22 protein-coding genes are annotated in these 23,082 nt (G+C 71.3%); 9 read left to right on the top strand and 13 right to left on the bottom strand.

Annotated features, from left to right (window positions below; genetic code table 11):
• The first annotated feature begins 125 nt into the window (after positions 1 to 125).
• Entirely contained in the window at positions 126 to 1,592 is a 1,467-nt protein-coding gene (locus AC068D_RS34105) for a membrane-associated oxidoreductase (RefSeq protein ID WP_478827011.1), read from the top strand.
• Between the two features lie 130 nt (positions 1,593 to 1,722).
• On the opposite strand, the gene AC068D_RS34100 is transcribed toward AC068D_RS34105, so the two are convergent.
• Both AC068D_RS34100 and AC068D_RS34095 read right to left on the bottom strand, forming a co-directional pair.
• Positions 1,723 to 2,046: a hypothetical protein gene (locus AC068D_RS34100; RefSeq protein ID WP_478827010.1), complete on the bottom strand. Its 324-nt coding sequence runs from the start codon at positions 2,044 to 2,046 to the stop codon at positions 1,723 to 1,725.
• The gene (locus AC068D_RS34095) at positions 2,043 to 2,183 is read right to left on the bottom strand and encodes a hypothetical protein (protein WP_478827009.1); all 141 of its coding nucleotides are present in this window, start codon (positions 2,181 to 2,183) and stop codon (positions 2,043 to 2,045) included. The genes AC068D_RS34100 and AC068D_RS34095 overlap by 4 nt, the downstream gene beginning before the upstream one ends.
• A gap of 272 nt (positions 2,184 to 2,455) precedes the next feature.
• On the opposite strand from AC068D_RS34095, the gene AC068D_RS34090 reads away from it, so the two are divergent.
• Positions 2,456 to 3,310: an MBL fold metallo-hydrolase gene (locus AC068D_RS34090; protein ID WP_478827008.1), complete on the top strand. Its 855-nt coding sequence runs from the start codon at positions 2,456 to 2,458 to the stop codon at positions 3,308 to 3,310.
• Positions 3,311 to 3,449: 139 nt separating this feature from the next.
• Here the strand turns inward: AC068D_RS34090 and AC068D_RS34085 are convergent, their stop codons facing one another.
• Complete coding sequence (locus tag AC068D_RS34085; protein WP_478827007.1) at positions 3,450 to 3,806, bottom strand: DUF1330 domain-containing protein; 357 nt, start codon at positions 3,804 to 3,806, stop codon at positions 3,450 to 3,452.
• Between the two features lie 44 nt (positions 3,807 to 3,850).
• Between AC068D_RS34085 and AC068D_RS34080 the strand changes: the two genes are divergently transcribed.
• Positions 3,851 to 4,066, top strand: coding sequence for a hypothetical protein (locus AC068D_RS34080; RefSeq protein WP_478827006.1), 216 nt, complete (start codon positions 3,851 to 3,853; stop codon positions 4,064 to 4,066).
• Here the strand turns inward: AC068D_RS34080 and AC068D_RS34075 are convergent.
• Complete coding sequence (locus tag AC068D_RS34075) at positions 4,033 to 5,085, bottom strand: NAD(P)-dependent alcohol dehydrogenase (protein WP_478827005.1); 1,053 nt, start codon at positions 5,083 to 5,085, stop codon at positions 4,033 to 4,035. The genes AC068D_RS34080 and AC068D_RS34075 overlap by 34 nt on opposite strands.
• 127 nt (positions 5,086 to 5,212) lie before the next feature.
• On the opposite strand from AC068D_RS34075, the gene AC068D_RS34070 reads away from it, so the two are divergent.
• Complete coding sequence (locus AC068D_RS34070) at positions 5,213 to 6,073, top strand: helix-turn-helix domain-containing protein (protein ID WP_478827004.1); 861 nt, start codon at positions 5,213 to 5,215, stop codon at positions 6,071 to 6,073.
• A 199-nt stretch (positions 6,074 to 6,272) separates the two neighbouring features.
• Here AC068D_RS34070 and AC068D_RS34065 read toward each other — a convergent pair whose 3' ends face one another.
• Together AC068D_RS34065 and AC068D_RS34060 are read right to left on the bottom strand one after the other, a co-directional pair.
• A complete protein-coding gene (locus tag AC068D_RS34065) occupies positions 6,273 to 7,535 on the bottom strand; it encodes a L,D-transpeptidase (RefSeq protein WP_478827003.1) in 1,263 nt (420 codons plus the stop codon).
• A 301-nt stretch (positions 7,536 to 7,836) separates the two neighbouring features.
• A complete protein-coding gene (locus tag AC068D_RS34060) occupies positions 7,837 to 8,190 on the bottom strand; it encodes a hypothetical protein (RefSeq protein WP_478827002.1) in 354 nt (117 codons plus the stop codon).
• 119 nt (positions 8,191 to 8,309) lie between these two features.
• On the opposite strand from AC068D_RS34060, the gene AC068D_RS34055 reads away from it, so the two are divergent.
• Positions 8,310 to 8,684: a hypothetical protein gene (locus AC068D_RS34055; protein WP_478827001.1), complete on the top strand. Its 375-nt coding sequence runs from the start codon at positions 8,310 to 8,312 to the stop codon at positions 8,682 to 8,684.
• 22 nt (positions 8,685 to 8,706) lie between these two features.
• Here AC068D_RS34055 and hutH read toward each other — a convergent pair whose 3' ends face one another.
• The 7 genes from hutH to AC068D_RS34020 all read right to left on the bottom strand — a co-directional run bounded on the left by hutH (position 8,707) and on the right by AC068D_RS34020 (position 19,552).
• Positions 8,707 to 10,248: a histidine ammonia-lyase gene (gene hutH / locus AC068D_RS34050; protein WP_478827098.1), complete on the bottom strand. Its 1,542-nt coding sequence runs from the start codon at positions 10,246 to 10,248 to the stop codon at positions 8,707 to 8,709.
• A gap of 82 nt (positions 10,249 to 10,330) precedes the next feature.
• Positions 10,331 to 11,743, bottom strand: coding sequence for an FAD-binding oxidoreductase (locus AC068D_RS34045; RefSeq protein ID WP_478827000.1), 1,413 nt, complete (start codon positions 11,741 to 11,743; stop codon positions 10,331 to 10,333).
• A 68-nt stretch (positions 11,744 to 11,811) separates the two neighbouring features.
• The gene (locus tag AC068D_RS34040; protein WP_478826999.1) at positions 11,812 to 15,036 is read right to left on the bottom strand and encodes an ATP-binding protein; all 3,225 of its coding nucleotides are present in this window, start codon (positions 15,034 to 15,036) and stop codon (positions 11,812 to 11,814) included.
• A gap of 215 nt (positions 15,037 to 15,251) precedes the next feature.
• The gene (locus tag AC068D_RS34035) at positions 15,252 to 16,388 is read right to left on the bottom strand and encodes a GGDEF domain-containing protein (protein WP_478826998.1); all 1,137 of its coding nucleotides are present in this window, start codon (positions 16,386 to 16,388) and stop codon (positions 15,252 to 15,254) included.
• A 27-nt stretch (positions 16,389 to 16,415) separates the two neighbouring features.
• On the bottom strand, positions 16,416 to 17,246 hold the full coding sequence (locus tag AC068D_RS34030; protein ID WP_478826997.1) for an enoyl-CoA hydratase/isomerase family protein: 831 nt from the start codon (positions 17,244 to 17,246) through the stop codon (positions 16,416 to 16,418).
• Positions 17,247 to 17,288: 42 nt separating this feature from the next.
• Positions 17,289 to 18,560 (bottom strand): adenylate/guanylate cyclase domain-containing protein, encoded by a 1,272-nt coding sequence (locus tag AC068D_RS34025; protein WP_478826996.1) that lies wholly within the window; start codon positions 18,558 to 18,560, stop codon positions 17,289 to 17,291.
• Positions 18,561 to 18,700: 140 nt separating this feature from the next.
• The gene (locus AC068D_RS34020) at positions 18,701 to 19,552 is read right to left on the bottom strand and encodes a biotin--[acetyl-CoA-carboxylase] ligase (protein ID WP_478826995.1); all 852 of its coding nucleotides are present in this window, start codon (positions 19,550 to 19,552) and stop codon (positions 18,701 to 18,703) included.
• Positions 19,553 to 19,858: 306 nt separating this feature from the next.
• Between AC068D_RS34020 and AC068D_RS34015 the strand changes: the two genes are divergently transcribed.
• The 4 genes from AC068D_RS34015 (at position 19,859) to AC068D_RS34000 (ending at position 23,073) form a co-directional block, all read left to right on the top strand.
• On the top strand, positions 19,859 to 21,460 hold the full coding sequence (locus tag AC068D_RS34015) for an acyl-CoA carboxylase subunit beta (RefSeq protein WP_478826994.1): 1,602 nt from the start codon (positions 19,859 to 19,861) through the stop codon (positions 21,458 to 21,460).
• 22 nt (positions 21,461 to 21,482) lie between these two features.
• On the top strand, positions 21,483 to 21,689 hold the full coding sequence (locus AC068D_RS34010; protein WP_384238309.1) for an acyl-CoA carboxylase epsilon subunit: 207 nt from the start codon (positions 21,483 to 21,485) through the stop codon (positions 21,687 to 21,689).
• A 567-nt stretch (positions 21,690 to 22,256) separates the two neighbouring features.
• On the top strand, positions 22,257 to 22,385 hold the full coding sequence (gene mmpB / locus AC068D_RS34005; protein WP_478826993.1) for a morphogenic membrane protein MmpB: 129 nt from the start codon (positions 22,257 to 22,259) through the stop codon (positions 22,383 to 22,385).
• A gap of 70 nt (positions 22,386 to 22,455) precedes the next feature.
• Positions 22,456 to 23,073 (top strand): Maf family protein, encoded by a 618-nt coding sequence (locus tag AC068D_RS34000; protein ID WP_478826992.1) that lies wholly within the window; start codon positions 22,456 to 22,458, stop codon positions 23,071 to 23,073.
• Positions 23,074 to 23,082 lie beyond the last annotated feature (9 nt).

The raw sequence follows: 23,082 nt of genomic DNA, 5'->3' as shown, positions 1-23,082 counted from the left end.
GTTCCAGGGCGGAGAGGCGCAGTTCGGCGAGGCCCGGGCGCAGGCCGGGGTGGAAGGATGTCGGACAGCACGGCGTGCTCCGTACGGCAGTTGACAGCCCGAATGCAGCACGCCAGAGTCCCGGCGTGAGCGAGACCAACGACCTGACGCCGGCCGAGGTACGTATATGGCGGGCCTTCCCGCGAGGCGAGTCCGTTGACTTCCGCGCCGCCGGGAACGAGGATCCGTCGCTCGGCAACACCTGGGGCGCGGAGCGGACCGTACGGGCGAGTGTGCTGCGGGCGCTGCTGCTCAAGGCTCCGCAGGAGGACGGGGAGATCGCCGCGCTCAGGATCACGGGGGCGCGGATCACCGGCGTACTGGACCTGAAGTACGCCACGGTCGACGCCGCCATCCGGCTGAGCCACTGCCATTTCGACGGCGTTCCCGACCTGTACGGCGCCCAGCTGCGCCAGCTCAATCTGAGCAAGTCCGTTCTGCCGGGCCTGGCCTCGGCGACCTTGCGGGTCGAGGGGGTGCTGCGGATGACGGACTGCCGTATGCAGGGGCCGGTGCGGCTCGGCGGGGCGCAGATCTCCGGGGCGCTGTTCATGGAGCGGGCGGAGTTCACGGCGCCGGACGACTCCGAGCCGGTGCTGCAGCTCAACCAGGCCGCGATCGGGGACGACTTGTGGGCGCCGGAGATGCGCGCGCACGGACAGGTACGGCTCACCGGCGCCTCCGTCGCCGGGCGGATCAACGTTCAGGACGCGGAATTCAGCAAGCCCGGTGGCACCGCGCTGGACGCGCAGAACCTCAGTGTGGGAGCGCATGTACGGGCGCGGTGTGTACGTGCGCAGGGCCGGGTCGAGCTCCGGGGCTCGCACATATCGGGCCGTCTCGACCTGCTTCACGCCCTCCTGTCGCATCCGGGCGACACGGCACTGCGGGCGAGCAGTTGTGTCATCGGTGAACTCTGGTTGCACGGGGGCGATCCCATCGAGGGCGCTCTGAATCTACGGCGTTCTCATATAGAGATCCTGACCCTCGAACCGGAGATGTTGCCGGACCAGGTGCATCTCAGCAATCTCACGTACACCGTGCTCACCCCGCACGAGCCCGCCGAGCGCCGCCTGCCGATGCTGGAGCGGGACGGCGACCGGTACGAGCCGCACGGCTACGAGCAGTTGATGGCGGCCTACCGCCACGTCGGTGACGACGACGCGGCCCGGCTCGTCCAACTCGCCAAGCAGCGCCGCCGACGCACCACGCTCACCTGGTACGGACGGCTGTGGGGGCTGGTCCAGGACGCCACCGTCGGCTATGGCTTCCGCCCGTTGCGCGCGGCTGTCTGGCTGCTGTCCCTCATGGCCGTCGGATCGATCGCGTACGGCCTGGACCACCCACGCCCCGTCAAGGCGGACGAGGCCCCTGACTTCAACCCCGTCTTCTACACCCTCGACCTGCTCCTGCCGATCATCAACTTCGGCCAGGAGTCGGCCTTCGCCCCTGACGGCTGGCACCAGTGGCTGTCGTACGCCCTGATCATCACCGGCTGGATCCTGGCGACAACGATCGCCGCGGGCGTGACCCGCACGGTCAGCCGGCAATGACCCCCTCTGTTCACGCACACCTCACGGAACCGCGTCTCGGATGGTCAACGGGCCGTGGTGGAGCGGTTCTTGCCGCTCGCGCGGGCGAGGAATGAAGCGTGGGCCGGGATCCGAGGGCGCGCGGGTGCCGTCAGAGCGTCGCCAAGCGCAGTGACGCGAGGAGTGTCAACGCCACCGGTGGCGCGAGCCACCAGGGCCCCATGGTCCGCCGCACGGACGGTACGAGCGTGACGGCCAGTGCGAGGCCGCTGCAGGCGAAGACGAAGAGGCAGACCGCGGTGATGCCCGCATAGGCCCCGTCGTCCCACTCACCGCCGGGCCGGGTGGCGAAGGCCGCCCAGACCAGACCGGACGAGAGGAGGTGGAGGATCACCAGAGGGACACCCAGGACCCAGCGCAGGCAGCCCTTGTCCTGGTCGGGGTGACAGGGCTGGTGGGGCCGGCCGGCGTTCACCTGATGGTGTCCCTTGCGCTGTTGAGGTCGGAGTCGAGGAGCCGACCGTACCTCTGCGGGTTCTCCGATTCCCGGGAGGGGCCGCCGCGGTGGCGGGAGGCGGTTCCCCGGTCATCGGTGACCTCGGTGACCGTCATCCGGTCCGCGGACACTCCGTGAACACGCTCTCGGCCTTCGACTCTGGGAGGTCGACGGGGCGTACATCCATGAAGATCAACCCCACCGGCTACAAGACCGTGACCATGGCGCACGGTACGAGCGAGGACCTCTGCCCCCGCGTCGACCGACGGCGCGGGTGCGCGGAGCGGGATTCGCGCGGTGCACCTGCGCACCCGCGCGTTTCGCCGGGTGCACCGCCGGACTGCGGTGCGCGGGTGCGTGGGCATGGCCCCGGGCAGACGATGGTTGTATGCGCATTCACAGGGTCCGGCCGGACATCGGCGTCCTCAGTGACAGCCTGGAGGTGCCGGGGATCGGGTATCTCTCGGTCAATTCCTTCGTGCTGCTCGCCGCGCAGCCCGTGGTCATCGACACCGGACTCGGGCTGCCCGGCCGGAATTTTCCCGAGGCGCTGGCTTCGGTGATGGATCCCGCCGACGTGCGGTGGATCTGGCTGACGCACCCGGACCGGGATCACACCGGCGGGATCTTCGACCTGCTTGCCGCGGCCCCGCAGGCCCGCGTCGTCTGTACGTTCGGGACGGCGGGGTTCATGGCGTGCGACCGCCCGATCCCGGTCGACCGGCTGTATCTGCTGAACCCCGGCCAGTCCCTGGACGTCGGCGACCGCACGCTCACCGGGTTCCGGCCGCCGCTGTACGACAACCCCACGACCGTCGCCTTCTTCGACGACCGGTCGGGGGCGTGCTTCAGCTCCGACTGCTTCGGCGGACCGACTCCCACTGCGGAACTCGCCGAGGCCGACGACGTGAGCGAGGTCGACCCCGAGGACCTGGAGGCCGCGCAGCTGTTGTGGGCGACCGTGGACAGTCCATGGGTCCAGAACATCGATGCCCGGAAGTACCTCGACACGTTCCGGCCGATACGGGACCGCGATCCCGAGCTCATCCTCTCCGCCCATCTGCCGCCCGCCCCCGGGATCACGGGCCGCCTGCTCGACACGCTGGGCGCGGCGGCGGGTGCCGCGCCCTGGGTGGGGCCCGACCAGGCCGCACTGGAGCTGATGCTCGCGGAGTTCGAGCCGGACAGAACCCGCCGGGCGGCACGGGACGGCGCGCATGCCAACCGTGCCGACAGGGGCTGATCCAGGCCTCTGCCGGTCAACGTCCCGGGTATCGCGTCGCCTTGAGCCCCCTCTGCCTTCGGCCGGGCGCGTACCCCGGCGGGACACCTCCCGTGCCGGATCCTGCCGGGCGGCCCGAAGGCCGTGACCGACGGTGCCGTTACGCGGTCCCCTGCTGCGCCTTCCTCAGCCCTGCCGCGGTCTCGGCGGCGTCGTACCCCGGCGGAACTCCGTCGATCAGCATGACGTCGCCCGTCATGTGCCGGGTGCGCAGGGGAAGGAGCTCCTGGTAGGCCTCGGAGTCGTACCAGCCACGGGCGGCGTCCAGCGAGGGGAAGCCGACGATGACGAGCGCACCCGGCCAGTCGCCCTCAACCACCTCGCGCTCCGGGGCACCGTGCACCAGGAAGCGGCCTTCGAAGGGGTCGAGGGTGGCCTGGATGCGCTCCATGTAGGCGAAGACCTCGTCGTCGAGACGGCTCGGGGGTCGCAGATTGGCGATCGCGTATGCGCTCATGCACCGATCATGCCCCGTGGTCGCGGCGGTCGATCGACTTCCAGGTGACCCGGGAGGTGATCGGTCCCCGGGCGGCCGGCGGGGGCGTCGGCAGGCACGGGGAGCCGGCCGGGGCGTCCGCCCCGGCCGGCTCTGCCGGCTCGATGGGCCCGGTGGACCCGATGGACCCGATGGACCCGATGGACCCGATGGACCCGATGGACCCGACGGACCCGATGGACCGGTCTCAGATCGTCGCGGTGTCGATCACGAAGCGGTAGCGGACATCGCTCGCCAGCACTCGCTCGTACGCCTCGTTGATCTGGTCCGCCCGGATCACCTCGATCTCGGCGCCCAGGCCGTGCTCGGCGCAGAAGTCGAGCATCTCCTGGGTCTCCGGGATCCCGCCGATTCCCGAGCCGGCCAGCGTCCTGCGGCCGCCGATCAGGGAGAAGACGTTCAGCGACACGGGCTCCTCGGGGGCGCCCACGTTCACCATCGCCCCGTCCGTCTTCAGCAGGCCCAGGAACTTGTCCAGCGGCAGCGGCGCCGAGACGGTGGAGACGATCAGGTCGAAGGTGCCCGCCAGGGCCTCGAAGGTCGCGTCGTCGCTGGTCGCGTGGTAGTGGTCCGCGCCCAGCCGCAGCCCGTCGTCCTTCTTGCGCAGCGACTGCGACAGCACGGTCACCTCGGCGCCGAGCGCGTGCGCGATCTTGACGCCCATGTGACCGAGCCCGCCCAGGCCGACGATCGCGACCTTCTTGCCGGGCCCGGCGTTCCAGTGCCGCAGCGGGGAGTAGGTCGTGATCCCGGCGCACAGCAGCGGAGCTGCCACGTCCAGGGAGAGACCGTCGGGGATCCGGACGGTGAAGGCCTCGTCCACGACGATGTGTGTGGAGTAGCCGCCGTAGGTCGGCTCGCCGTCCTTGTCGACGGCGTTGTACGTGAGCACGTTGCCGCGCAGGCAGTACTGCTCGAGTCCGGCCTTGCAGTTGTCGCACTCACGGCAGGAGTCGACCATGCAGCCGACGCCGACCCGGTCGCCCACGGCGAACTTGGTCACGGCGGGGCCGGCCGCCGTGACGACTCCGGCGATCTCGTGGCCGGGGACCATCGGGAAGATGCCCTCGCCCCAGCCGTTGCGGGCCTGGTGAATGTCGGAGTGACAGATACCGGCGTACTTGATCTCGATCAGCACGTCGTGCTCACCGACCGCCCGGCGCGGGATGGTGGTGCGCTCCAACGGGGCATCGGCGGCAGGTGCTGCGTATGCGGGAACAGTGGAAACGTTGCTGGTCATGCTTCGAGCATGCGGGGCATTCCGCAGGTCACCCAGCCCTCTGTCGTGCGTACGTCCGCTGTGCCTACCACTGGCAGGGTCAGGCTCGCCCTCGTGCGGCGGTCAGCGGACCGGGATACTTGTCGGTATGGACCAGCGTGCCGAGCTCAGCGAATTCCTGCGTTCCCGGCGGGGCCGGCTGAAGCCGCAGGACGTCGGTCTGCCCGATTTCGGCCGCCACCGCAGGGTGCCGGGGCTGCGTCGCGAGGAGCTGGCCCAGCTGGCCGGGGTGTCGGTGGCCTACTACACGCGGCTCGAGCAGGGCAACGGACAGAACGTGTCGAGCGAGGTGCTCGACTCGATCGCCCGGGCACTGCGCCTCTCCGAGACGGAACACGCGCATCTGACCCATCTCGCGAAGCCGACGCAGAAGAAGAAGCGGGCGGTGCGGGCCACGCAGCGGCTGCGGCCGCAGCTCCAGGCGCTGATCGACGCGATGGACGGCGTGCCCGCGTTCTTCCTGGGGCGCCGTATGGACATCCTCGGGTGGAACACCATGGCGCGCGCCCTTCTCGGCGACTTCGCGGCCATGCGTCCGGAGGAGCGGAACATGGCGCGGCTGGTCTTCCTGGATCCGTCCGCGCGCGGCCTCTACGTCGACTGGGAGTGCAAGGCGGTCGAGGTGGTGAGCGTGCTGCGGCTGTGCGCCGGCTGCTATCCGGACGATCCGCAGTTGTCGGCGCTGATCGGTGAGCTGTCGGTGAAGAGCGAGGAGTTCCGCACGCTGTGGGCGGCGCACACGGTGCAGGAGAAGGGCCACGGCACCAAGCGGATGCACCATCGGCTGGTGGGCGAACTGACCCTGTCGTACGAGACGCTGAGGCTTCCCGACGACCACGATCTGTCGCTGGTGACGTATCACGCGGAGCCGGGGTCTGCCTCCGCACAGTCGCTCGGCCTGCTGGCGCAGTGGGGGGTCGACGAGGTGAGTGCTGCGGCTGCGCGCTGAGTGCGGTGACCGCGAACGCCGCCGGGGCGGGACACCTGTCGGTGTCCCGCCCCGCGCGCATTGCCGTGCGGCCCTGCCCGGTGCCGTACCGCGACGACGGGTGCGTACGGCGACGGCGGCGGCTCCCGGAGTGCATCCGGGAGCCGCCGCCGTGGTGACCGTGGCAGGGCGTCGGGGCGCGGTGGGGCCCCGGAGGGGATCAGACCTCGGAGCCCGCCTTCCAGTCGGCCCAGCTCAGGTTCCAGCCGTTGAGCCCGTTGTCCGCCTGGATCGTCTTGTCCTTGGAGTTCTTCACCACGACGACGTCACCGACCATCGAGTTGTCGAAGAACCAGGCGGCGGGCTGGTTCGGGTCGCCCGCGCCCTTGACGTCGTTCAGACCGACACAGCCGTGGCTGGTGTTGACGTTCCCGAAGACGCTGTCGGCACCCCAGTAGTTGCCGTGGATGAACGTGCCCGACGAGGACAGCCGCATCGCGTGCGGGACGTCCTTGATGTCGTACTCGCCCTTGCCGTCGTCGTCCGTGAAGCCGACGGTCGCACCGTTCATCCGGGTCTCCTTGAACTTCTCGGAGATCACCATCTGACCGTTGTACGTCGGGTTCTCGGGGGAGCCGGCGGAGATCGGGATGGTCTTGATCGTCTTGCCGTCCTCGGTGACCGTCATGGTCTTGGCGCTGGCGTCGACGGTGGAGACCCGGTTGCGGCCGATCTTGAAGGTGACCGTCTTCTGCTGGACGCCGAAGACACCGTCGGCACCCTCGACCCCGTCGAGGTTCAGCTTCATCGTGACCGTCGAGCCGGCCTGCCAGTACTGCTCGGGGCGGAAGTCGAGGCGCTGGCCGTTGAACCAGTGGCCGACGACCTCCTGACCGCTGCTGGACGTGACCTTGATGCCGGACTGGACGGCCTTCTTGTCCGTGATCGCCTTGTTGAAGTTGATCGAGACCGGCATGCCGACGCCGACCGTGGTGCCGTCCTCGGGCGTGAAGTTCCCGATGAAGCTGTTGTCGGGCGAGACCGTGGTGAACGACGCGTTCTCGTGGGCCTCACGGCCCTGGGAGTCCTTGGCGGTCGCGGCGATCTTGTAGGTGGTCGCGCGCTCCAGCTGGCCGTCGGGCTGCCAGGTCTTGCCGTCGGCGGAGAGAGTGCCCTTGACGCTCGCACCTGCGGCCGTGGTCATGGTGACCTCGGTGAGCTTTCCGTCGCTGACGGTGACCTTGGCGTCCTTGTTGATGCTCGCGTTGGTCGCGCCGTTCTTGGGCGAGATGACTATTCGGGCGTCCGATGCGTCCTTGGCGGCTGCCGCGTCGACCTGGTCCTGTGACTTCTTCGAGCCATCGGCGGTGGCCTTGTCGGCGTTGCTGCTGCAGCCCGTGAGTACCAGCACACTGCCGAGCACCACGGACGCAGCCATCAGGCCCCTGCGCCGCTTGCTGTCCGTCATCACACGCTTCTCCATCGTCGCCGATTCCCTGCCAACTCATTCAAGAAGACCCAGAAAGGGCCGTCCGGTTCCACATCTGGGGAGAGATGTGGGCAACACCACTCATCGACGCGCGCCGGGCGCCGACGGTTGCAGCCACCGGAATCCGGATGCGCTCCAGGCTCTGTCCCCGGTGTCGGAACGGGGCCCGGAGCCGGGCTCCGGTCCCGGGCTCCCCTGCACTTCTAACCCGCCTCCGCAGGAGTACACGGAGATACACGGACGCCGACGGGCCCTGGTTCGCCTGCGGCGTCCCACGGCCCGTCGCCGACGACCACTACGGCCGCTCGGTCCCGCCGTCCCCGACGCCCCCGTCAGCGTCCTCGTCCTCTTCGATGTCCCACTCCTCGGCTTCGGGGTCGTAGTCGATCTCCTCGCAGCTCCAGGAGGCCTGTGCGAGATCGACTCCGGGGACCTCGCTGACGAGATCGAAGGGATCGACGAGATAGGCCAGTGCCTCGGCGGGGTCCTCGCGTACCGCAGAGCCGGAGTGGCCGCGTTCTTCCTCGGGCATGTACTCGTCCGCCGTGATGCGCTCGAGAGCGGCGCCGGTCAGGGCCTCCGGTTCGGCGACCTCGAGTACCAATTCGACATGGAGGCGTACATAGCGTGATGTCTCAGAGGTGGTCATACGACGGAGCGTAGGCCCCGTGGCGATCACGACTTTCCTGCGACCCGCTGCTTTCATTAGCATCGCGGCAGCACCACCGCACACGGCCAATTCGCCGCCGGTACAAGGGGAATCATTTCGTGTCCGTCGCTCGCCGCCCGCTGCTGACAGCCGCCGCAGCCGGCACCCTGCTCTGTGCGCTCTGGTTCGTCCCGTCGGCGAACGCTACGGCGGACGGGGAGACCGTGGAGGCGGCGCAGAGCGCCGGGCAGTCATCCGGAGATTCCGCTTCCGGGCCGGCGCAGTCCGGCCGGTCGGAGCAGTCGGGTCAGCAGGCGCAGGAGGCGCAGCGGACCGGCGCCGCCGAGGACGCACAGGGTGGCGCACCGGGGCCGCGGCTCGCCGACACGGGCACCGTGAACACGACTCCGTACGTCGTCGGCGGTACGACGTTCCTCGCCATCGGCGCGGGTTTCGTGACGTTCGCGGCGCGCCGGGGAGCGCGTACGTTCTGACTCCCCGGCGCCGTCCGCTGGGTCAGGCCAGCGGCCCGGTGACGGGTTCCACGGCCGCGACGAGCCCTCCGTCCCGCACGAACGCCTCGGCGGCGGCCAGGTCGGGGGCGAGGAACCGGTCGGGGCCGGGGCCCTCGACGCCCGCGGCGCGCAGCGCCTCGATGGCCGCCTGTGACGCGGGGGCCGGGCGCAGGCTGCGTCGCAGCTCGATCGCACGGGTCGCCGCGTACAGCTCCACGGCGATGATCCGTGCGAGGTTGTCGACGGTGGTGCGCAGCTTGCGGGCGGCCGACCAGCCCATCGAGACATGGTCCTCCTGCATCGCCGACGACGGGATGGAGTCGGCGGAGGCCGGGACGGCGAGCCGCTTCATCTCGCTGACGAGAGCGGCCTGGGTGTACTGGGCGATCATCAGGCCCGAGTCGACGCCCGCGTCGTCGGCGAGGAACGGCGGCAGGCCGTGCGAGCGGTTCTTGTCGAGGAGCCGGTCGGTGCGCCGCTCGGCAATGGAACCCAGATCGGCGGCGGCGATGGCGAGGAAGTCGAGCACGTACGCCACGGGGGCGCCGTGGAAGTTGCCGTTGGACTCGACCCTGCCGTCGGGCAGTACGACCGGGTTGTCGACGGCAGCGGCGAGTTCGCGCTCGGCGACGAGCAGGGCATGGGCCAGGGTGTCCCGTCCGGCGCCGGCGACCTGGGGGGCGCAGCGCACCGAGTAGGCGTCCTGGACGCGGGGGGCGTCTTCCTCCTGGAAGTGGCCGGTGAGCTCGGAGCCCTCCAGGACTGCCCTCATGTTGGCCGCGGCGGCTGCCTGGCCGGGGTGGGGGCGGATGGCGTGCAGTTCGGGCGCGAGGACCCTGTCCGTACCGAGCAGGGCTTCCAGGGACAGCGCCGCGGTGATGTCGGCCGACGTGTAGAGCCGCCGGAGGTCGGCGAGGGCCATGATCAGCATGCCGAGCATGCCGTCCGTGCCGTTGAGAAGGGCGAGACCCTCCTTCTCGTGCAGCTCGACGGGCTGGATGCCGTGGGCGGCGAGCAGTTCGCCCGCGGGGCGGACGATCCCGTCGGGACCTTCCGCGTCGCCCTCCCCCATCAGGGTCAGCGCACAGTGGGACAGCGGCGCGAGGTCCCCCGAGCAGCCGAGCGAACCGTACTCGTGTACGACCGGGGTGATACCCGCGTTGAGCACGTCCGCCATGGTCTGGGCGACCTCGGGGCGTACGCCGGTGCGCCCGGACGCCACGGTCTTCAGCCGCAGGAACATCAGCGCCCGTACGACCTCGCGCTCGACGCGCGGCCCCATGCCGGCGGCGTGCGACCGCACGATGTTCCGCTGCAGCTGGGTGCGGAGGTCGTGACCGATGTGCCGCGTCGCCAGTGCACCGAACCCGGTCGACACGCCGTACACCGGCTCGGGCTTCGCGGCCAGCGCCTCCACGATCTCCCGCGCGGCGGCGAGGGCCGCGACCGCGTCATCGGAGAGCTCGATACGTGCGTTGCCGCGGGCGACGGCGATGACATCCTCGACGGTGGCGCCCGACGTCCCCACCACGACAGTGTGCATATCCATATTCAGCACCCTACGGACTGAATCCCTCTCTGTCACCACCCGTTGCGCGGCGGAGGCCCTGCCCGGGCCGGAGGTCTCACCTCCGGGAGGACGGGCGGATGTTCTGGTTGAGCCGGAACAGATTGGTGGGGTCGTACGCGTTCTTCACCCGCACGAGCCGCTCGTGCGCGGCCGCCGGGTACGAGGCGCGCACCTTGTCCTCCTCCGCGTCACCGGTGAAGTTGACATACATCGCACCGTTGCCGTGGCGCGCGATCTCTTCCCGTGCCCCGCGCGCCCAGGCGGCGTGCCCTTCGAAGCCCGCCGGCTCGGGGGACCGCGCGATCACGTTGCACAGCACGCTCGCGTCACGCTGGCTGAAGGCCGTCGCGTCCGCGGAAACACGACCGTAGGCGCCGCCGAGCTGGTGCAGGTGCACTTCGCTGGAGGGGGTCGGTGTGGTGAGGTGCAGACGGGTCAGTGCGTCGACCGCCGCGTCGGACGGCTCGATGAACGCCGAGGTGAAGTAGTTGTGCGCACCCCGGGTCCACAGCGGGTCCAGGAGCGACTGCATGCCGAGGTAGGGCATCGGGCCCATCAGGTCGGCGATCGGCGTACCGAGCGTGCGCAGCGGCCGGACGGCCGTCTCCCCGGCGTCGACGGAACCCGCGTACATCCCGGCGACGACCACGATCCGGGTGCCGTGCACCTCTTCCGGCAGGAACGGCAACGGGGGCGCCGTCGTCAGGTTGACGAGCGTGGTCAGCTCGTCGGGCATCCCGGCGGTCAGATCACGCCATCCGGTGATCACCTGCCGTGCCTCGGCGGCGCCGTAGACGATCAGGCCCGCGAGGACCTGGGGGCCCACCGGGTGCAGCCGGTACTCGAAGGACGTGACGACACCGAAGTTGCCTCCGCCGCCGCGGAGCGCCCAGAAGAGCTCCGCGTTCTCGTCCTCATCGGCGTGCACCAGCCGTCCGTCCGCGGTGACCACGTCGGCCCCGATCAGATTGTCGGCGGCCAGACCATGGCGGCGGGTCAGCCAGCCCATTCCGCCGCCCAGCGTGAAGCCCGCGATACCGGTCGTCGAGACCAGACCACCGGGCACGGCGAGCCCGAACGCCTGCGTCTCGCGATCGAGGTCCGCCCACGTCAGTCCGGGCTGGGCGACGACCCGCCGGCGTACGGGGTCGACCCGCGCCCCCTTCATGGCGGACAGGTCGATGACGATGCCACCGTCGCAGGTGGAGAACCCGGCGATGCTGTGGGCACCGCCGCGCACCGCGACGAGCAGATCCTGGCTGTGCGCGAACTCGACCGCCCGCATCACGTCGGCGGTCCCGGCGCACCGCACCACCAGAGCCGGCTTCCTGTCGTGCGCGGCGTTCCAGACCGCCCTGGCCTCGTCGTACGACGCGTCGCCCGGGCGCACCACCGTGCCGCGCAGTTCCGCTTCCAGCTCACCGATCGTGGCGTCCCCGAGGACACCCTTCGCCGTCTCGGTCGACATGGTCGGCCTCCTCGATGTGGCAAACGTTCCGACACCCACGAAGGTAGGGATCGCCGCTTTGCATCCGATCAGCGACGGCTTTGCGGCCGCGTCGCGGCCCGGCGCAGATGCTCGAGACCCCCTGTTTCGCCCAGCCGTGTGAAGAGGCCCAGGGCCCGGGCCGTGGCCGCGTCGGCGCCGGCACTGTCGTGGGCATCCTCCGCCAGGCGGGACAGCATGACCGCGACCCAGCCGGTGGCGCATGTCGACCCGGCCACGTGCTCGAGGTCGAGGGCGCGGGTGAGCAGTTCCCGGGCCGCGCCGGAGTCGCCCGCGGCACGGGCGACGAGCCCGAGGTGGAGCAGGCAGTTCACGGCGCCGGGGATGTCGTCGGTCTCCTCGAAACCGGTGCGGGCCCGGCCGATCGCCGCCCGTGCGCCGTCGGTGTCACCCGTGGCCAGGGCGACCAGGCCGATGTTGCCGAGCGTCATCCCGACCTCGCGGCGGTCACCGATCCGGCGTCTGACCAGCAGGGCGGCCTCGAGGTACGCCCGCGCGCGCTCATGGTCACCACAGGTGCGGGAGATGTTTCCGCTGGTGTTCAGGGCCAGTGACTCCCCGTGCGGGTCCCCGAGCGCACGGAAGCGGTCGACGCTCCGTTCGGCCGCTGCCGCCGCCCCGGCCGGATCCCCGTCCAGCCGGGCGGCCCAGGCGAGATTGGCGAGCGTGTACCCGCCGGCCTGCGCCGTGCCGACCAGGCGCCCGACAAGCACGGTCTCCTCGAAGAACAGCGACGGCCTGCCCTCGGCGTCCTCCTCGACCGCGTACCCGGGTGTCATGACCGGGAAGAACGGCCGCGCCCCGGCTTCCAGGTCCCCGAGCAGCCGCAGACAGGCTCCGAAGGCGTCCCTGGCCGCCCTCGCCTCACCCCGGCAGACGTCCCAGACCCCGCGCAGCTGAGCGGCGGCCGCGAGAACCCGCGGATCGCCGTCCGCGAGGGCGCATGCCTCGTCGAGCGCCGTCCGGGCCTCGTCCCAGGTGCCGCGCATCCACAGCAGGATCGCCTGCTGGCAGCAGGCGTAGGCCAGTGCCGCACGGTCTCCGCCCGCCCGGTGGATCGCCACGATCTCCGCGCCGATGGACTCCAGCCGGGAGCCGTCCCCGAGCCGTATCGCGAGCACGCCCTGTCCGAGGAGTGCCCGGGCCCGTAGCGGGGTCGGTGCCGGGGCCGCGGCAAGCGCGTCGTCCAGTCGGCGCCGCCCCTCGGCCAGGTGCCCCCGCTCCACCCAGAACCGCCGCAGCGCGACCGCCAGTCGCAGCGCGCTGTCCGGGTCGCTCGCCAGGGCCGAGGCCAGCGCGGCGCGAAGGTTGTCATGGTCGGCCTCGAGCTCGAGCGACGTCCCGCGCCCACCGTGGCCGGGGGCGCCCGCCTCCGGGTCGTAGGACTCGGCGAGCGCGCGGTAGAAGCGGAGGTGCATGCTCTCGGTCTGCACCGACTCACCGGCTTCCCGGAGCCGTTCCCGGGCGTACTGCCGGATGGTTTCCAGCAGTCGGTAGCGGGTCCCGTCACCGTGGCGCTCCACGAGTACGAGCGATTTGTCGACCAGTCGGCCGAGCAGGTCAAGCACCGCCGCGGGGTCGGTGTCCTGTGTGCACACCTGCTCCACCGCCGTCAGGGAGAAGCCGCCCGCGAAGACGGCGAGCCTGCGGAAGAGCAGGCGCTCGGCCGGGTCGAGCAGCTGGTGACTCCACTGCAGGGTCGCGAGCAGAGTCTGCTGTCTGGTCACCGTGTGCCTGCCGCCCCGCCGGCCGAGGAGGGCGAGTGCGTCGTCGAGCCGCTCGGCGATCTCTCGCGGAGTCAGCATCCGTACCCGTGCGGCCGCGAGCTCCAGCGCCAGGGGCATCCCGTCGAGCCGGAAGCAGATCTGGGCGACGGCGGCCGCGTTCTCCGGGTCCAGACGGAACCGGGGGACGACGTCCGCGGCCCGCTCCACGAACAGCCGCACGGCTGCGATTCGCCCGAGGTCGGCGGGTGGCGGCAACCGCAGCACGTCGGGCAGACCGAGTGACGGCACCCGCCAGGTGCGTTCACCGTAGGCGTGCAGCGTCTCCCTGCTGGTGGCCAGCACGACGACTCCGGGGCAACGGGCCAGGACCTCCGCGGCCAGGTCGGCGCACGCCTCGACCAGATGCTCGCAGTTGTCGAGCACGAGCAGCGCCTCCCGCCCGGCGAGCTGCGCGGCCAGCGCCGCCCGTGTGCTGCCGCCGGGCGGGAGCTGGATGCCGAGCGCCTCGGCAACCGCATCGGGTACAAACCTGGGGTCCGTGAGCGCGGCGAGGCCCACGAACCACACGCCGTCGCGGAAAGCACCGGTCCGCCGCGAGGCGACGGCCAGCGCGAGCCGTGTCTTGCCGCAGCCGCCGGGACCGGTCAGGGTCAGCAGCCGGCTGCGTGCGAGAAGGTCCTCCACCTCGGCGATTTCTCGGTCCCGGCCGATGAAGGTCGTCAGCTGCGCCGGCAGATTGTGCGGCCGCGGGAGACCGGGAGCCGCTCCGGCGGGTTCCTCGACCGAGCCCGCCAGCAGCGCGCGATAGAGCTCACGGGTCGCCGGGTCCGGGTCCGACCCGGTGTCCTTCCCGAGCGCCTCGCGCAGCCGCTCGTACACCGCCAGCGCCTCGCGTCGCCGGCCGGCTGCGGCCAGGACGCGCATGAGGGCCCGGTGACCCTGCTCATGCAGGGCGTCCTCGGCGATCAGGGACTGCAGCACCTCGACCGCCTCGGCGCCCTCGCCGTCCCGTTCGAGCGCTTCGGCAAGGCCCAGCCTCAGCCGCCCGCGCCGCAGAGCGACGGCATCACGCGCCTCTTGCGCCCAGGGCTCGAATACGTCCTCGGGCAGCAGTTCCCGTTCGGCCAGGACGAGCGCGGTGCGGTACTCGGACGGCCCGTCTTCGGCCGTCGCCCGCCGCGCGGCCGAGTCCAGCTCGTCGAGATCGATCCGTACTCCGCCGTCGGGGCCGAGTACGACCATGCCGTCCCGGAGGACGACGACATCGCCGGACGCCCCTGCCGTCGCCAGTGCGCGGCGTACGGCGTGCAGTACCTGGTGCAGATTGTTGGAGGCGGCCAACGGGTCGAGATCCGGCCAGAGCAGCTCGCAGGCCCGTTCCCGGTGGAGTGCGTGCCGCGGGGTCAGGGCCAGCAGCTTCAGCAGGGTCCTGGCCTTGCGCAGGCGCCACGCCCCGGCAGCGATGTCGCGGTCCCCGACCGCGACATGGAAGCCACCGAGCAGATCGATGCGTACCTCGTCGGCCATGTCCGCCCCAACGGGGCCCTCGGAAGGATCGACCGGCCGGACCGCCGGTGACACAGGCCTTGCATGCCGGACTTGTGCCGATCATTTTACCGGCCCGGCCCCTCGTCCCGCCCGGCGACGAGAAGCGCGGAGCGTCGTCCGAGGCGGCGGACGCTCGGGGAGCGGCGCCGCGCGCGGGGTCACGGGCACGGGTCCTTGTTTCCTCCACGCGAGGCTCACGGACGGGCGTCGCGGAAGCGGCGGCGGTCCTGCGGGGCGGAGGGCGGGGTGTCCGCCAGGGGGAGGACGCTTCCGTCGCGGCCGGCAACGACCGGACCCCGGGAGCGGGCCGCCTTGGCCCGGTACTGGGCCGCATCCGCGAGGCGGAAGAGGCGGCGGGCCGAGCGGACCGGGCCGATCGGGTCCCCCGTCGACGCGATGCCGCAGGCCACCCCCTCCCCCAGCTTCAACTCGCCCGCGCGCTCGCAGAGTTCGTCCGCCACCTTGACCACGTCGTCCGCCGCGGGCCCCACCGTCAGCAGGCAGAACTCGTCGCCGCCCAGCCGCGCGGCGAGCGCGCCCGGCAGCATCGCCCCGCACAGCGAGAGCACCGAGCCGAAGCGCTCCAGCAGACGGTCGCCCGTCGCATGACCGAGCGTGTCGTTGACCCGCTTGAGCCCGTTCAGGTCGCAGACCACGAGCGAGACCACCGACCGGTCCGCCCGGTGCCGCTCGATGGCCTCGTCGAGCCGGACGTCGACCGCCCGCCGGTTGGCGAGCCCGGTCAGCGGATCGGTGAAGGCGAGACGGCGCACCTCCTCCAGCCGCTCCTGCTGGGCGATCCCGGCAGCCACCACGGAAACGAGCACGGTCGCGAAGTCCGCGTCGTCCCGGTCGAACACCGGCTGTCCCGCCGCCCTGGCCACGTACATCTCGCCCCAGGCCCGTCCGTGCAGCACGATCGGGGCGACGACGCAGCAGCCACGCCCGCGCTGCCGCAGCGCATCGACCCGGTGGTGGCTGTAGCCGTGCTCGTCCGTGGCCGGCCCCTCTGCCGTCTCGACCCACGCACGCGGCGCGCCGCCCCCCGCCCACTGCTCGTGCAGAAACTCCGTGATCTCGGGGAAGCGGTGCACCGGGTACGTCTCGCCGTCCGGGAACTCCTCTTCGTCCGCGGCCCGGTCCCCGGCGTTGACGAGCACCTTCAGCCGGCCCTGGTCCCGCTCCCAGACCGACAGCGCGGCAAAGCTCCCGGCCAGCGCCTCGCACGCGCCCACCGCCGCGGCCCGCCAGGACTCCCGCGGAGTGTGCGCAGCGGCCATCGACTGTGCGAGCGCCACCACAGCTCGCAGCCGCACATCCTCACCCATCACCCCAGCTTAGGGACATTAAGGGAGATTTCACTCCCCGGGCCACTCCGGCTTGCGCTTCTCGTTGAAGGCCGCGACACCCTCCGCCCGGTCCCCGGAGAACGCCACCGACCGCCAGGCCGCGTCCTCGACCTCCAGACCGGCCCGCAGGTCGAGTCCCTGCCCCAGCCGGAGCGCCCGCTTGGCCGCCCGCAGCCCGACCGGCGAATTCCCCGCGATGCGCGCCGCGAGTTCCAACGCCGCCGGGCGGGCGTCCTCGGCCAGCACGTCCACCAGCCCCAACTCCCGCGCCTCGGCCGCCTCCACGCGCCGGGCCGTGAAGACCAGCTCCGCCGCACGTGCCGCTCCCACCCGGCGCGGCAGCAGCTGTGTACCGCCACCGCCCGGGATCACGCCCACCGACACCTCGGGCAGCCCGACGACCGCCGTACCGTCGGCCACGATCACATCGCAGCTGAGCGCCAGCTCGAACCCGCCGCCCAGCGCGAACCCGTGCACCGCCGCGACCGTCGGCATCGGCAGCTCCAGAACGCCCGTGTACGCCGCCCGGGCAGTGGGTCGCTGACGGACCAACTCCGCGTCCGTGAAGGAGTTCCGCTCCTTGAGGTCCGCCCCCACGCAGAAGGCCCGCTCGTTCGAGGACGTCACCACGGTCACCCGTACCGAGGGGTCCGCCCCCAGTGCCTCGCAGGCCACGCCGATCGACCGCGCCATGTCCGTCGAGACCGCATTCATCGCCTTGGGCCGGTCGAGGACCAGCTCGGCGACATGGCCGTCCTCATGGCGGCGTACGACGACGAATTCGCCGAAGCGCTGCTCGGACGTGGACTCGGACATGCTGCCGGACACGCTCTCGGACATGATCGAAGACCTCCCGGTTAACGATGGTTCACCGGGAGGATCCTAGGTGGACCGCCTCGTCAGCAGCCAGGGCTCCACGACACCCAGTCCACGCACCGGCCGCTGCCACATCGGCTGCATCGCAAAGCGGTACTTCGGCACGGCGGCCGGCTCCTCGCCCTCCTTCTCGGCCACGGCCGCCTCCTCCGCCGCCTGCGCCTCCGACACCGGGGCGTCGCCCGTACGCGCCAGCTCCTCCGCGAACGCCCCGTCCACGAGGACCGCGTCCTTCGGCGCTATCGAGGTGAGCCGGCTGGCCAGGTTCACGGTCGTACCGAACACGTCGCCCATCCGGGTCGTGACCGTCCCGAACGCGATCCCGACCCGCAGCGCCGGCATCGACTCGTCGTGCGTCAACGTCTCGATGAGCCGCAGCGCGATCTCCGCGGCCGTGCCCGCGTCGTCCGCCGCGAACAGGACCTCGTCGCCGAGGGTCTTGATCAGCCTGCCGCCGTGCGCGGCGACCAGGTCCGCGCAGGTCGTCTCGAAGGACTCGACCAGCTCGCCGAGCTCCTCCTCCTCGAGGCGGCGGGTGAGGCGGGTGAAGCCGACGAGGTCCGCAAAACCGACCGCAAGCCGCCTGTCGACCATCTCCTCGTCGTCACCGGCCTGGACGACCCGGCCGGTCGCTGCCGCGAGCTGGCGGCGCCAGACGTAGACGAGGAATTCCTCGAGTTCCGGCAGCAGCAGCTCGACCAGGGGATAGGTGACCTCGGTACGGGTCATCCCCGGCTCCGGGGGCTCGGTGAGGCCCTCCAGGAAGGAGTCGATCTGCCACTCCGCGAGCCGCGCCGTGGTCTGCCCCGTCGACCGTGCCACCTGCACGGCCATGGGTTCGCTCAGCAGGCCGGCCTCGACCAGACCGGCGAGGCGCCGCAGGGCGAGGACGTCGGCCTCGGTGAGGGCCTTGGCCTGGCCGATGTCGGCGAAGCCCATGGCGCGCCAGAAGCGGGAGGCCAGATCCATCGACACCCCGGCGGTCCTGGCGGCCTGGAACGGGGTGTACCGGCGGTCGGCGCCGAGGATCAGCTGCTCCAGGCGGATGGCGAGCGGGTCCTTGGTCGGCTCCACGGTGTGGTCGACCTCGTGGTGCGGGGTCGGGTGGGAGTCCGACGAATGCTGCCTGCGACTGCCCGAGCCGCCGCCCGTCGCACCGGTGCCACCGGACGCACCAGAGCCGCCGGTAGCGCCCGAGCCGCCCGCCGATGCCCCCGAACCGCCGGGAGACCCGGTAGCGCCCGCGCCGGAACCGGAAGTCGTGTCGTCGACGGTCACCGGCCGCCTCCTGCCCGTTCCCTGCGCACTGCCCTGCCGATCTGTCATGCCGTGGTGGTCCGCGCAGACCGCGAACCCCCGGCGCGGCCTCAACGATACGGCAGGTGTGCCGTAGCTCACGTCCCGGTGCCCCGCACGGTTCAGCCGCCCGGGCGCAGGTGCACGATGTCGCCCGCCCCGATGGGGTGATCCTTGCCGTCCGGGGTGGTCACCACGAGGCGTCCGTCGCCGTCGATCGCCACGGCCTCCCCGATGAGGGAGCGGTCGCCGGGCAGCTCGGCACGGACGGTGAGGCCGAGAGTCGAGCAGCCGGCCGCGTAGGTCTCCTGGAGCCGCGAGACATGTGCGTCGCCGTTGGCCGCGCGCCATGTGCCGTACCAGTCCTCGATCGACCGCAGCAGTGCCCTCAGCAGGGGGTCGCGGTCGGTCGAGACGGCGTCGGCTAGCGCCAAGGAGCCCGCCCCGGGAACCGGGAGCTCGTTCTCACGCAACGTGACATTGATGCCGATGCCGATGACGACACCGTCACTGCCCACACGCTCGGCGAGAATGCCGCCCGTCTTGCGTTCCTCCCCCCGGACCTTCACCAGCAGGTCGTTCGGCCACTTGAGGGAGAAGTCGGCGCCCGCCGCCCTGGCCAGGCCGGTGGCGGCCGCGACACCGGTGAGCAAGGGCAGCCAACCCCAGCGCTCGACCGGCACCGCCGGCCTGAGCAGTACGGACAGGAAGAGCCCGGAACGCGGGGGTGCCGTCCAGCTGCGGTCGAGGCGGCCGCGGCCGGCGGTCTGCTCCTCGGCGACGAGCACGGCGCCTTCGGGGAGCCCGGCGGCCCGTGCCACAAGATCGGAGTTGGTGGAACCGGTCGACTCGACGACGTCCAGGGACGTCCACAGGCCGCCGGGGCGCAACAGCGCCCGGCGCAGTGCGGGAGCGTTCAGCGGGGGTCGGTCGAGATCGGACCAGCGGCCTTCGGGTGCGGCGGGAGGCGTCATGCCGCCCAGCTTGGCCTCTTCCGTCCCCGCGAGGCGAACCGCGGCCCCACGGCGCGGCGCCGTTGCGCACCGTCGTGACGCACAGCAGCCGCCCGGCGACAGCGCGATGACGCGACCCGTTGCTGCCCGACGACCGACCCGTTGCACCCGACGGCGGCACCACCCACCGCACCGCGCAGACCTCATGGCGTCATGTCCGCAAGCACACGGGGGTGTGGCAAACGCCGCACTGCCGAACCGTATCCGCGCCGATACGCTACGAGTCAGTAGCCAACACCCCGTGACCAGGCAGGGAGCCGCATCGCGATGTCCGAGCCGGCAGAGCCTCAAGAGATCGACATCCACACCACCGCTGGCAAGATCGCAGATTTCCAGCGCCGCATTCACGAGGCGACGCACGCGGGCTCCGCGCGCGCTGTCGAGAAGCAGCACGCGAAGGGCAAACTGACGGCCCGTGAGCGGATCGAGCTCCTCCTTGACGAAGGGTCTTTCGTCGAGCTGGACGAGTTCGCACGGCACCGCTCGACCAATTTCGGCCTGGACAGGACGCGTCCGTACGGAGACGGTGTCGTCACCGGCTACGGCACGGTCGACGGCCGCCCGGTGGCCGTGTTCTCGCAGGACTTCACCGTCTTCGGCGGGGCGCTCGGCGAGGTGTTCGGTCAGAAGATCGTCAAGGTGATGGACTTCGCGCTGAAGACCGGGTGCCCGGTGATCGGCATCAACGACTCCGGCGGCGCCCGCATCCAGGAGGGCGTCATGGCCCTCGGTATGTACGGCGAGATCTTCCGCCGCAACACCCACGCATCCGGCGTGATCCCACAGATCTCGCTGGTCGTCGGCCCCTGCGCGGGCGGCGCCGTCTACTCCCCCGCCATCACCGACTTCACGGTGATGGTGGACCAGACGTCGCACATGTTCATCACCGGGCCCGACGTCATCAAGACGGTCACCGGTGAGGACGTCGGCTTCGAGGAGCTGGGCGGCGCCCGCACGCACAACACCACCTCCGGTGTCGCGCACCACATGGCGGGCGACGAAAAGGACGCGATCGAGTACGTCAAGTCCCTGCTGTCGTATCTGCCGTCGAACAACCTGTCCGAGCCGCCGGCCTTCCCGGAGGAGGCCGTCCTCGACATCACCGACGAGGACCGCGAGCTGGACACGCTGATCCCGGACAGCGCCAACCAGCCGTACGACATGCACACGGTGCTCGAGCACGTGCTGGACGACGGCGAATTCCTTGAGACCCAGGCGATGTTCGCGCCGAACATCGTCACGGGCTTCGGCCGGGTCGAGGGCTTCCCGGTCGGCATCGTCGCCAACCAGCCCATGCAGTTCGCCGGCTGCCTCGACATCAACGCCAGTGAGAAGGCCGCCCGGTTCGTGCGCACCTGCGACGCGTTCAACATCCCGGTGCTGACCTTCGTGGACGTGCCGGGCTTCCTGCCGGGTGTGGACCAGGAGTACAGCGGCATCATCCGGCGCGGCGCCAAGCTGATCTACGCATACGCGGAGGCGACCGTTCCGCTGATCACCGTGATCACGCGGAAGGCCTTCGGCGGCGCGTACGACGTCATGGGCTCCAAGCACCTGGGCGCGGACCTGAACCTCGCCTGGCCGACCGCGCAGATCGCCGTCATGGGCGCGCAGGGTGCGGTCAACATCCTGCACCGCCGCACCATCGCCGCCGCCGGTGAAGCGGAGGAGCAGGAGAAGGTGCGCGCCGCGCTGATCGCGGACTACGAGGAAGCGCTCCTCAACCCTTACGTCGCTGCCGAGCGTGGCTACATCGACGCGGTGATCATGCCGTCCGACACCCGTGCGCAGATCGTCAAGGGCCTGCGCCAGCTGCGGACCAAGCGGGAGAACCTTCCCCCGAAGAAGCACGGCAACATCCCCCTGTAGGCACTGCCGGAAAGGAGCCGCTGTGATCAAGGTCGTACGGGGCAACCCGACCCCCGAGGAGCTGGCCGCCGCACTGGCGGTGGTCCAGGCGCGCGCCGCGGCGACGGCTTCTGCCGCGTCCGGCGCGCCGCAGGTGCCCGAGGAATGGTCGGATCCGGCGCGGATCGCCCGGGCGCGGGCGCTGCGGCCCGGTCCGCGGGCGTGGACGCGCACGTTCTGGCCCGGCTAGGGGCTTGCGTTTGGATCGGGCTGGATCGGTGAGCGGGGTCCGGTGCGTGCGATCGCAAGGCGGAGGAAGCCCACGCGGAGTGTGGGCGACCGACGACAACGCGGCGAGCGTGCGTGCCGGGGCACGCGAGCCCGGCAAGATCCAGGCGAAAGGTGCTGTGACCGGGGACGCACAGTGGGCTTCGCCCGACCGCAGCGCGTAGGCCCCCGCGTCCGGCTCGTGCCGGCGCAGAACAAGGTCGCCGCGGCGTGGTGCGCCCTCGTACCGCACGCACTCGGGCGGCGCCCGACCACGGAGCGAAGGGGCGCGCCGGGCATCGCGGGCCGACGGGACCCGGCGGAACCCGCCCGGTGCCGGACCGGCTCCGACGGGAGCAGGAAGCGGGCCGGACCCCGGGCGGGGTCCGGCCCCGCCCATTCCGGGCAGGAGCACGACACCGGACGGGTCAGGAGGCCGCCCGCACCTCCATGGCCCCGCCGCGGGGCCATGGATCTAGTCCTCCGGCACCGGTACGCCTGAGTACGGATACTCAGGCGTACCGGACACCACAGCAGCACGATCGAAGACATGCTGTGGTCAGACCCCGAGAACGAACCTCCGCAGGAGATGCGGGACATGCAGGCGATGATGCGCCGCGCCGGCATCCTGCTGGCACTGACGATGATCGTCGCCATGGTGGCCGTGGGCCTGCGCTGACCGGCCGATGTCCCGGCCCGGGCCCGGCTGTTGACCCGGTCCCCGGACTCCGGCGCCACCGGCGCCTACCATGGCCCGCATGACCGATCAGTCGCGCCGCCGTGTCGTCCTCGCCTCCGCGTCCCCCGCACGCCTCGGGCTGCTCCGCCAGGCGGGGCTCGCTCCCGAGGTGATCGTCAGCGGTGTCGACGAGGACGCCCTGACCGCCCCCAGCCCCGCCGAGCTGGCCCTGGTGCTCGCCGAGGCGAAGGCCGCGGCCGTGACCGGCCGGGACGGGACCGCCGGGGCGCTGGTCATCGGCTGCGACTCCGTACTGGAGCTGGACGGCGAGGCCCTGGGCAAGCCGGCCGACGCGGAGGAGGCAACGGCCCGCTGGAAGTCCATGCGCGGCCGTGCGGGCGTTCTGCGGACAGGCCACTGCGTGATCGACACCGTGAGCGGCAGCCGGGCCTCGGCGACCGCGTCCACCACGGTCAACTTCGGCGACCCGACGGACGCCGAGATCGCCGCGTACGTCGCGAGCGGCGAACCGTTGCACGTGGCGGGTGCGTTCACACTCGACGGGCGTTCTGCGCCGTTCGTCGACTCGATCGAGGGCGACCACGGCAACGTCATCGGACTGTCGCTGCCGCTGCTGCGGCGGCTGCTCGGCGAGCTGGGGATCCGGATCACGGACCTCTGGGCCTGACCGCCTGGT

It is taken from the genome of Streptomyces sp. NPDC043861 (genome assembly GCF_056435905.1).
Note: the sequence above shows the minus strand (reverse complement) of the source record. Positions and strands in the feature narration are given on the sequence as shown.

Coding starts and splice junctions, on each gene's coding strand:
- AC068D_RS34095 (WP_478827009.1), bottom strand. CDS start 2,183: ATGACGGTCACCGAGGTCACCGATGACCGGGGAACCGCCTCCCGCCAC.
- AC068D_RS34090 (WP_478827008.1), top strand. CDS start 2,456: ATGCGCATTCACAGGGTCCGGCCGGACATCGGCGTCCTCAGTGACAGC.
- AC068D_RS34085 (WP_478827007.1), bottom strand. CDS start 3,806: ATGAGCGCATACGCGATCGCCAATCTGCGACCCCCGAGCCGTCTCGAC.
- AC068D_RS34075 (WP_478827005.1), bottom strand. CDS start 5,085: ATGACCAGCAACGTTTCCACTGTTCCCGCATACGCAGCACCTGCCGCC.
- AC068D_RS34070 (WP_478827004.1), top strand. CDS start 5,213: ATGGACCAGCGTGCCGAGCTCAGCGAATTCCTGCGTTCCCGGCGGGGC.
- AC068D_RS34065 (WP_478827003.1), bottom strand. CDS start 7,535: ATGGAGAAGCGTGTGATGACGGACAGCAAGCGGCGCAGGGGCCTGATG.
- AC068D_RS34060 (WP_478827002.1), bottom strand. CDS start 8,190: ATGACCACCTCTGAGACATCACGCTATGTACGCCTCCATGTCGAATTG.
- hutH (WP_478827098.1), bottom strand. CDS start 10,248: ATGCACACTGTCGTGGTGGGGACGTCGGGCGCCACCGTCGAGGATGTC.
- AC068D_RS34045 (WP_478827000.1), bottom strand. CDS start 11,743: ATGTCGACCGAGACGGCGAAGGGTGTCCTCGGGGACGCCACGATCGGT.
- AC068D_RS34040 (WP_478826999.1), bottom strand. CDS start 15,036: ATGGCCGACGAGGTACGCATCGATCTGCTCGGTGGCTTCCATGTCGCG.
- AC068D_RS34030 (WP_478826997.1), bottom strand. CDS start 17,246: ATGTCCGAGAGCGTGTCCGGCAGCATGTCCGAGTCCACGTCCGAGCAG.
- AC068D_RS34020 (WP_478826995.1), bottom strand. CDS start 19,552: ATGACGCCTCCCGCCGCACCCGAAGGCCGCTGGTCCGATCTCGACCGA.
- AC068D_RS34015 (WP_478826994.1), top strand. CDS start 19,859: ATGTCCGAGCCGGCAGAGCCTCAAGAGATCGACATCCACACCACCGCT.
- mmpB (WP_478826993.1), top strand. CDS start 22,257: ATGCTGTGGTCAGACCCCGAGAACGAACCTCCGCAGGAGATGCGGGAC.
- AC068D_RS34000 (WP_478826992.1), top strand. CDS start 22,456: ATGGCCCGCATGACCGATCAGTCGCGCCGCCGTGTCGTCCTCGCCTCC.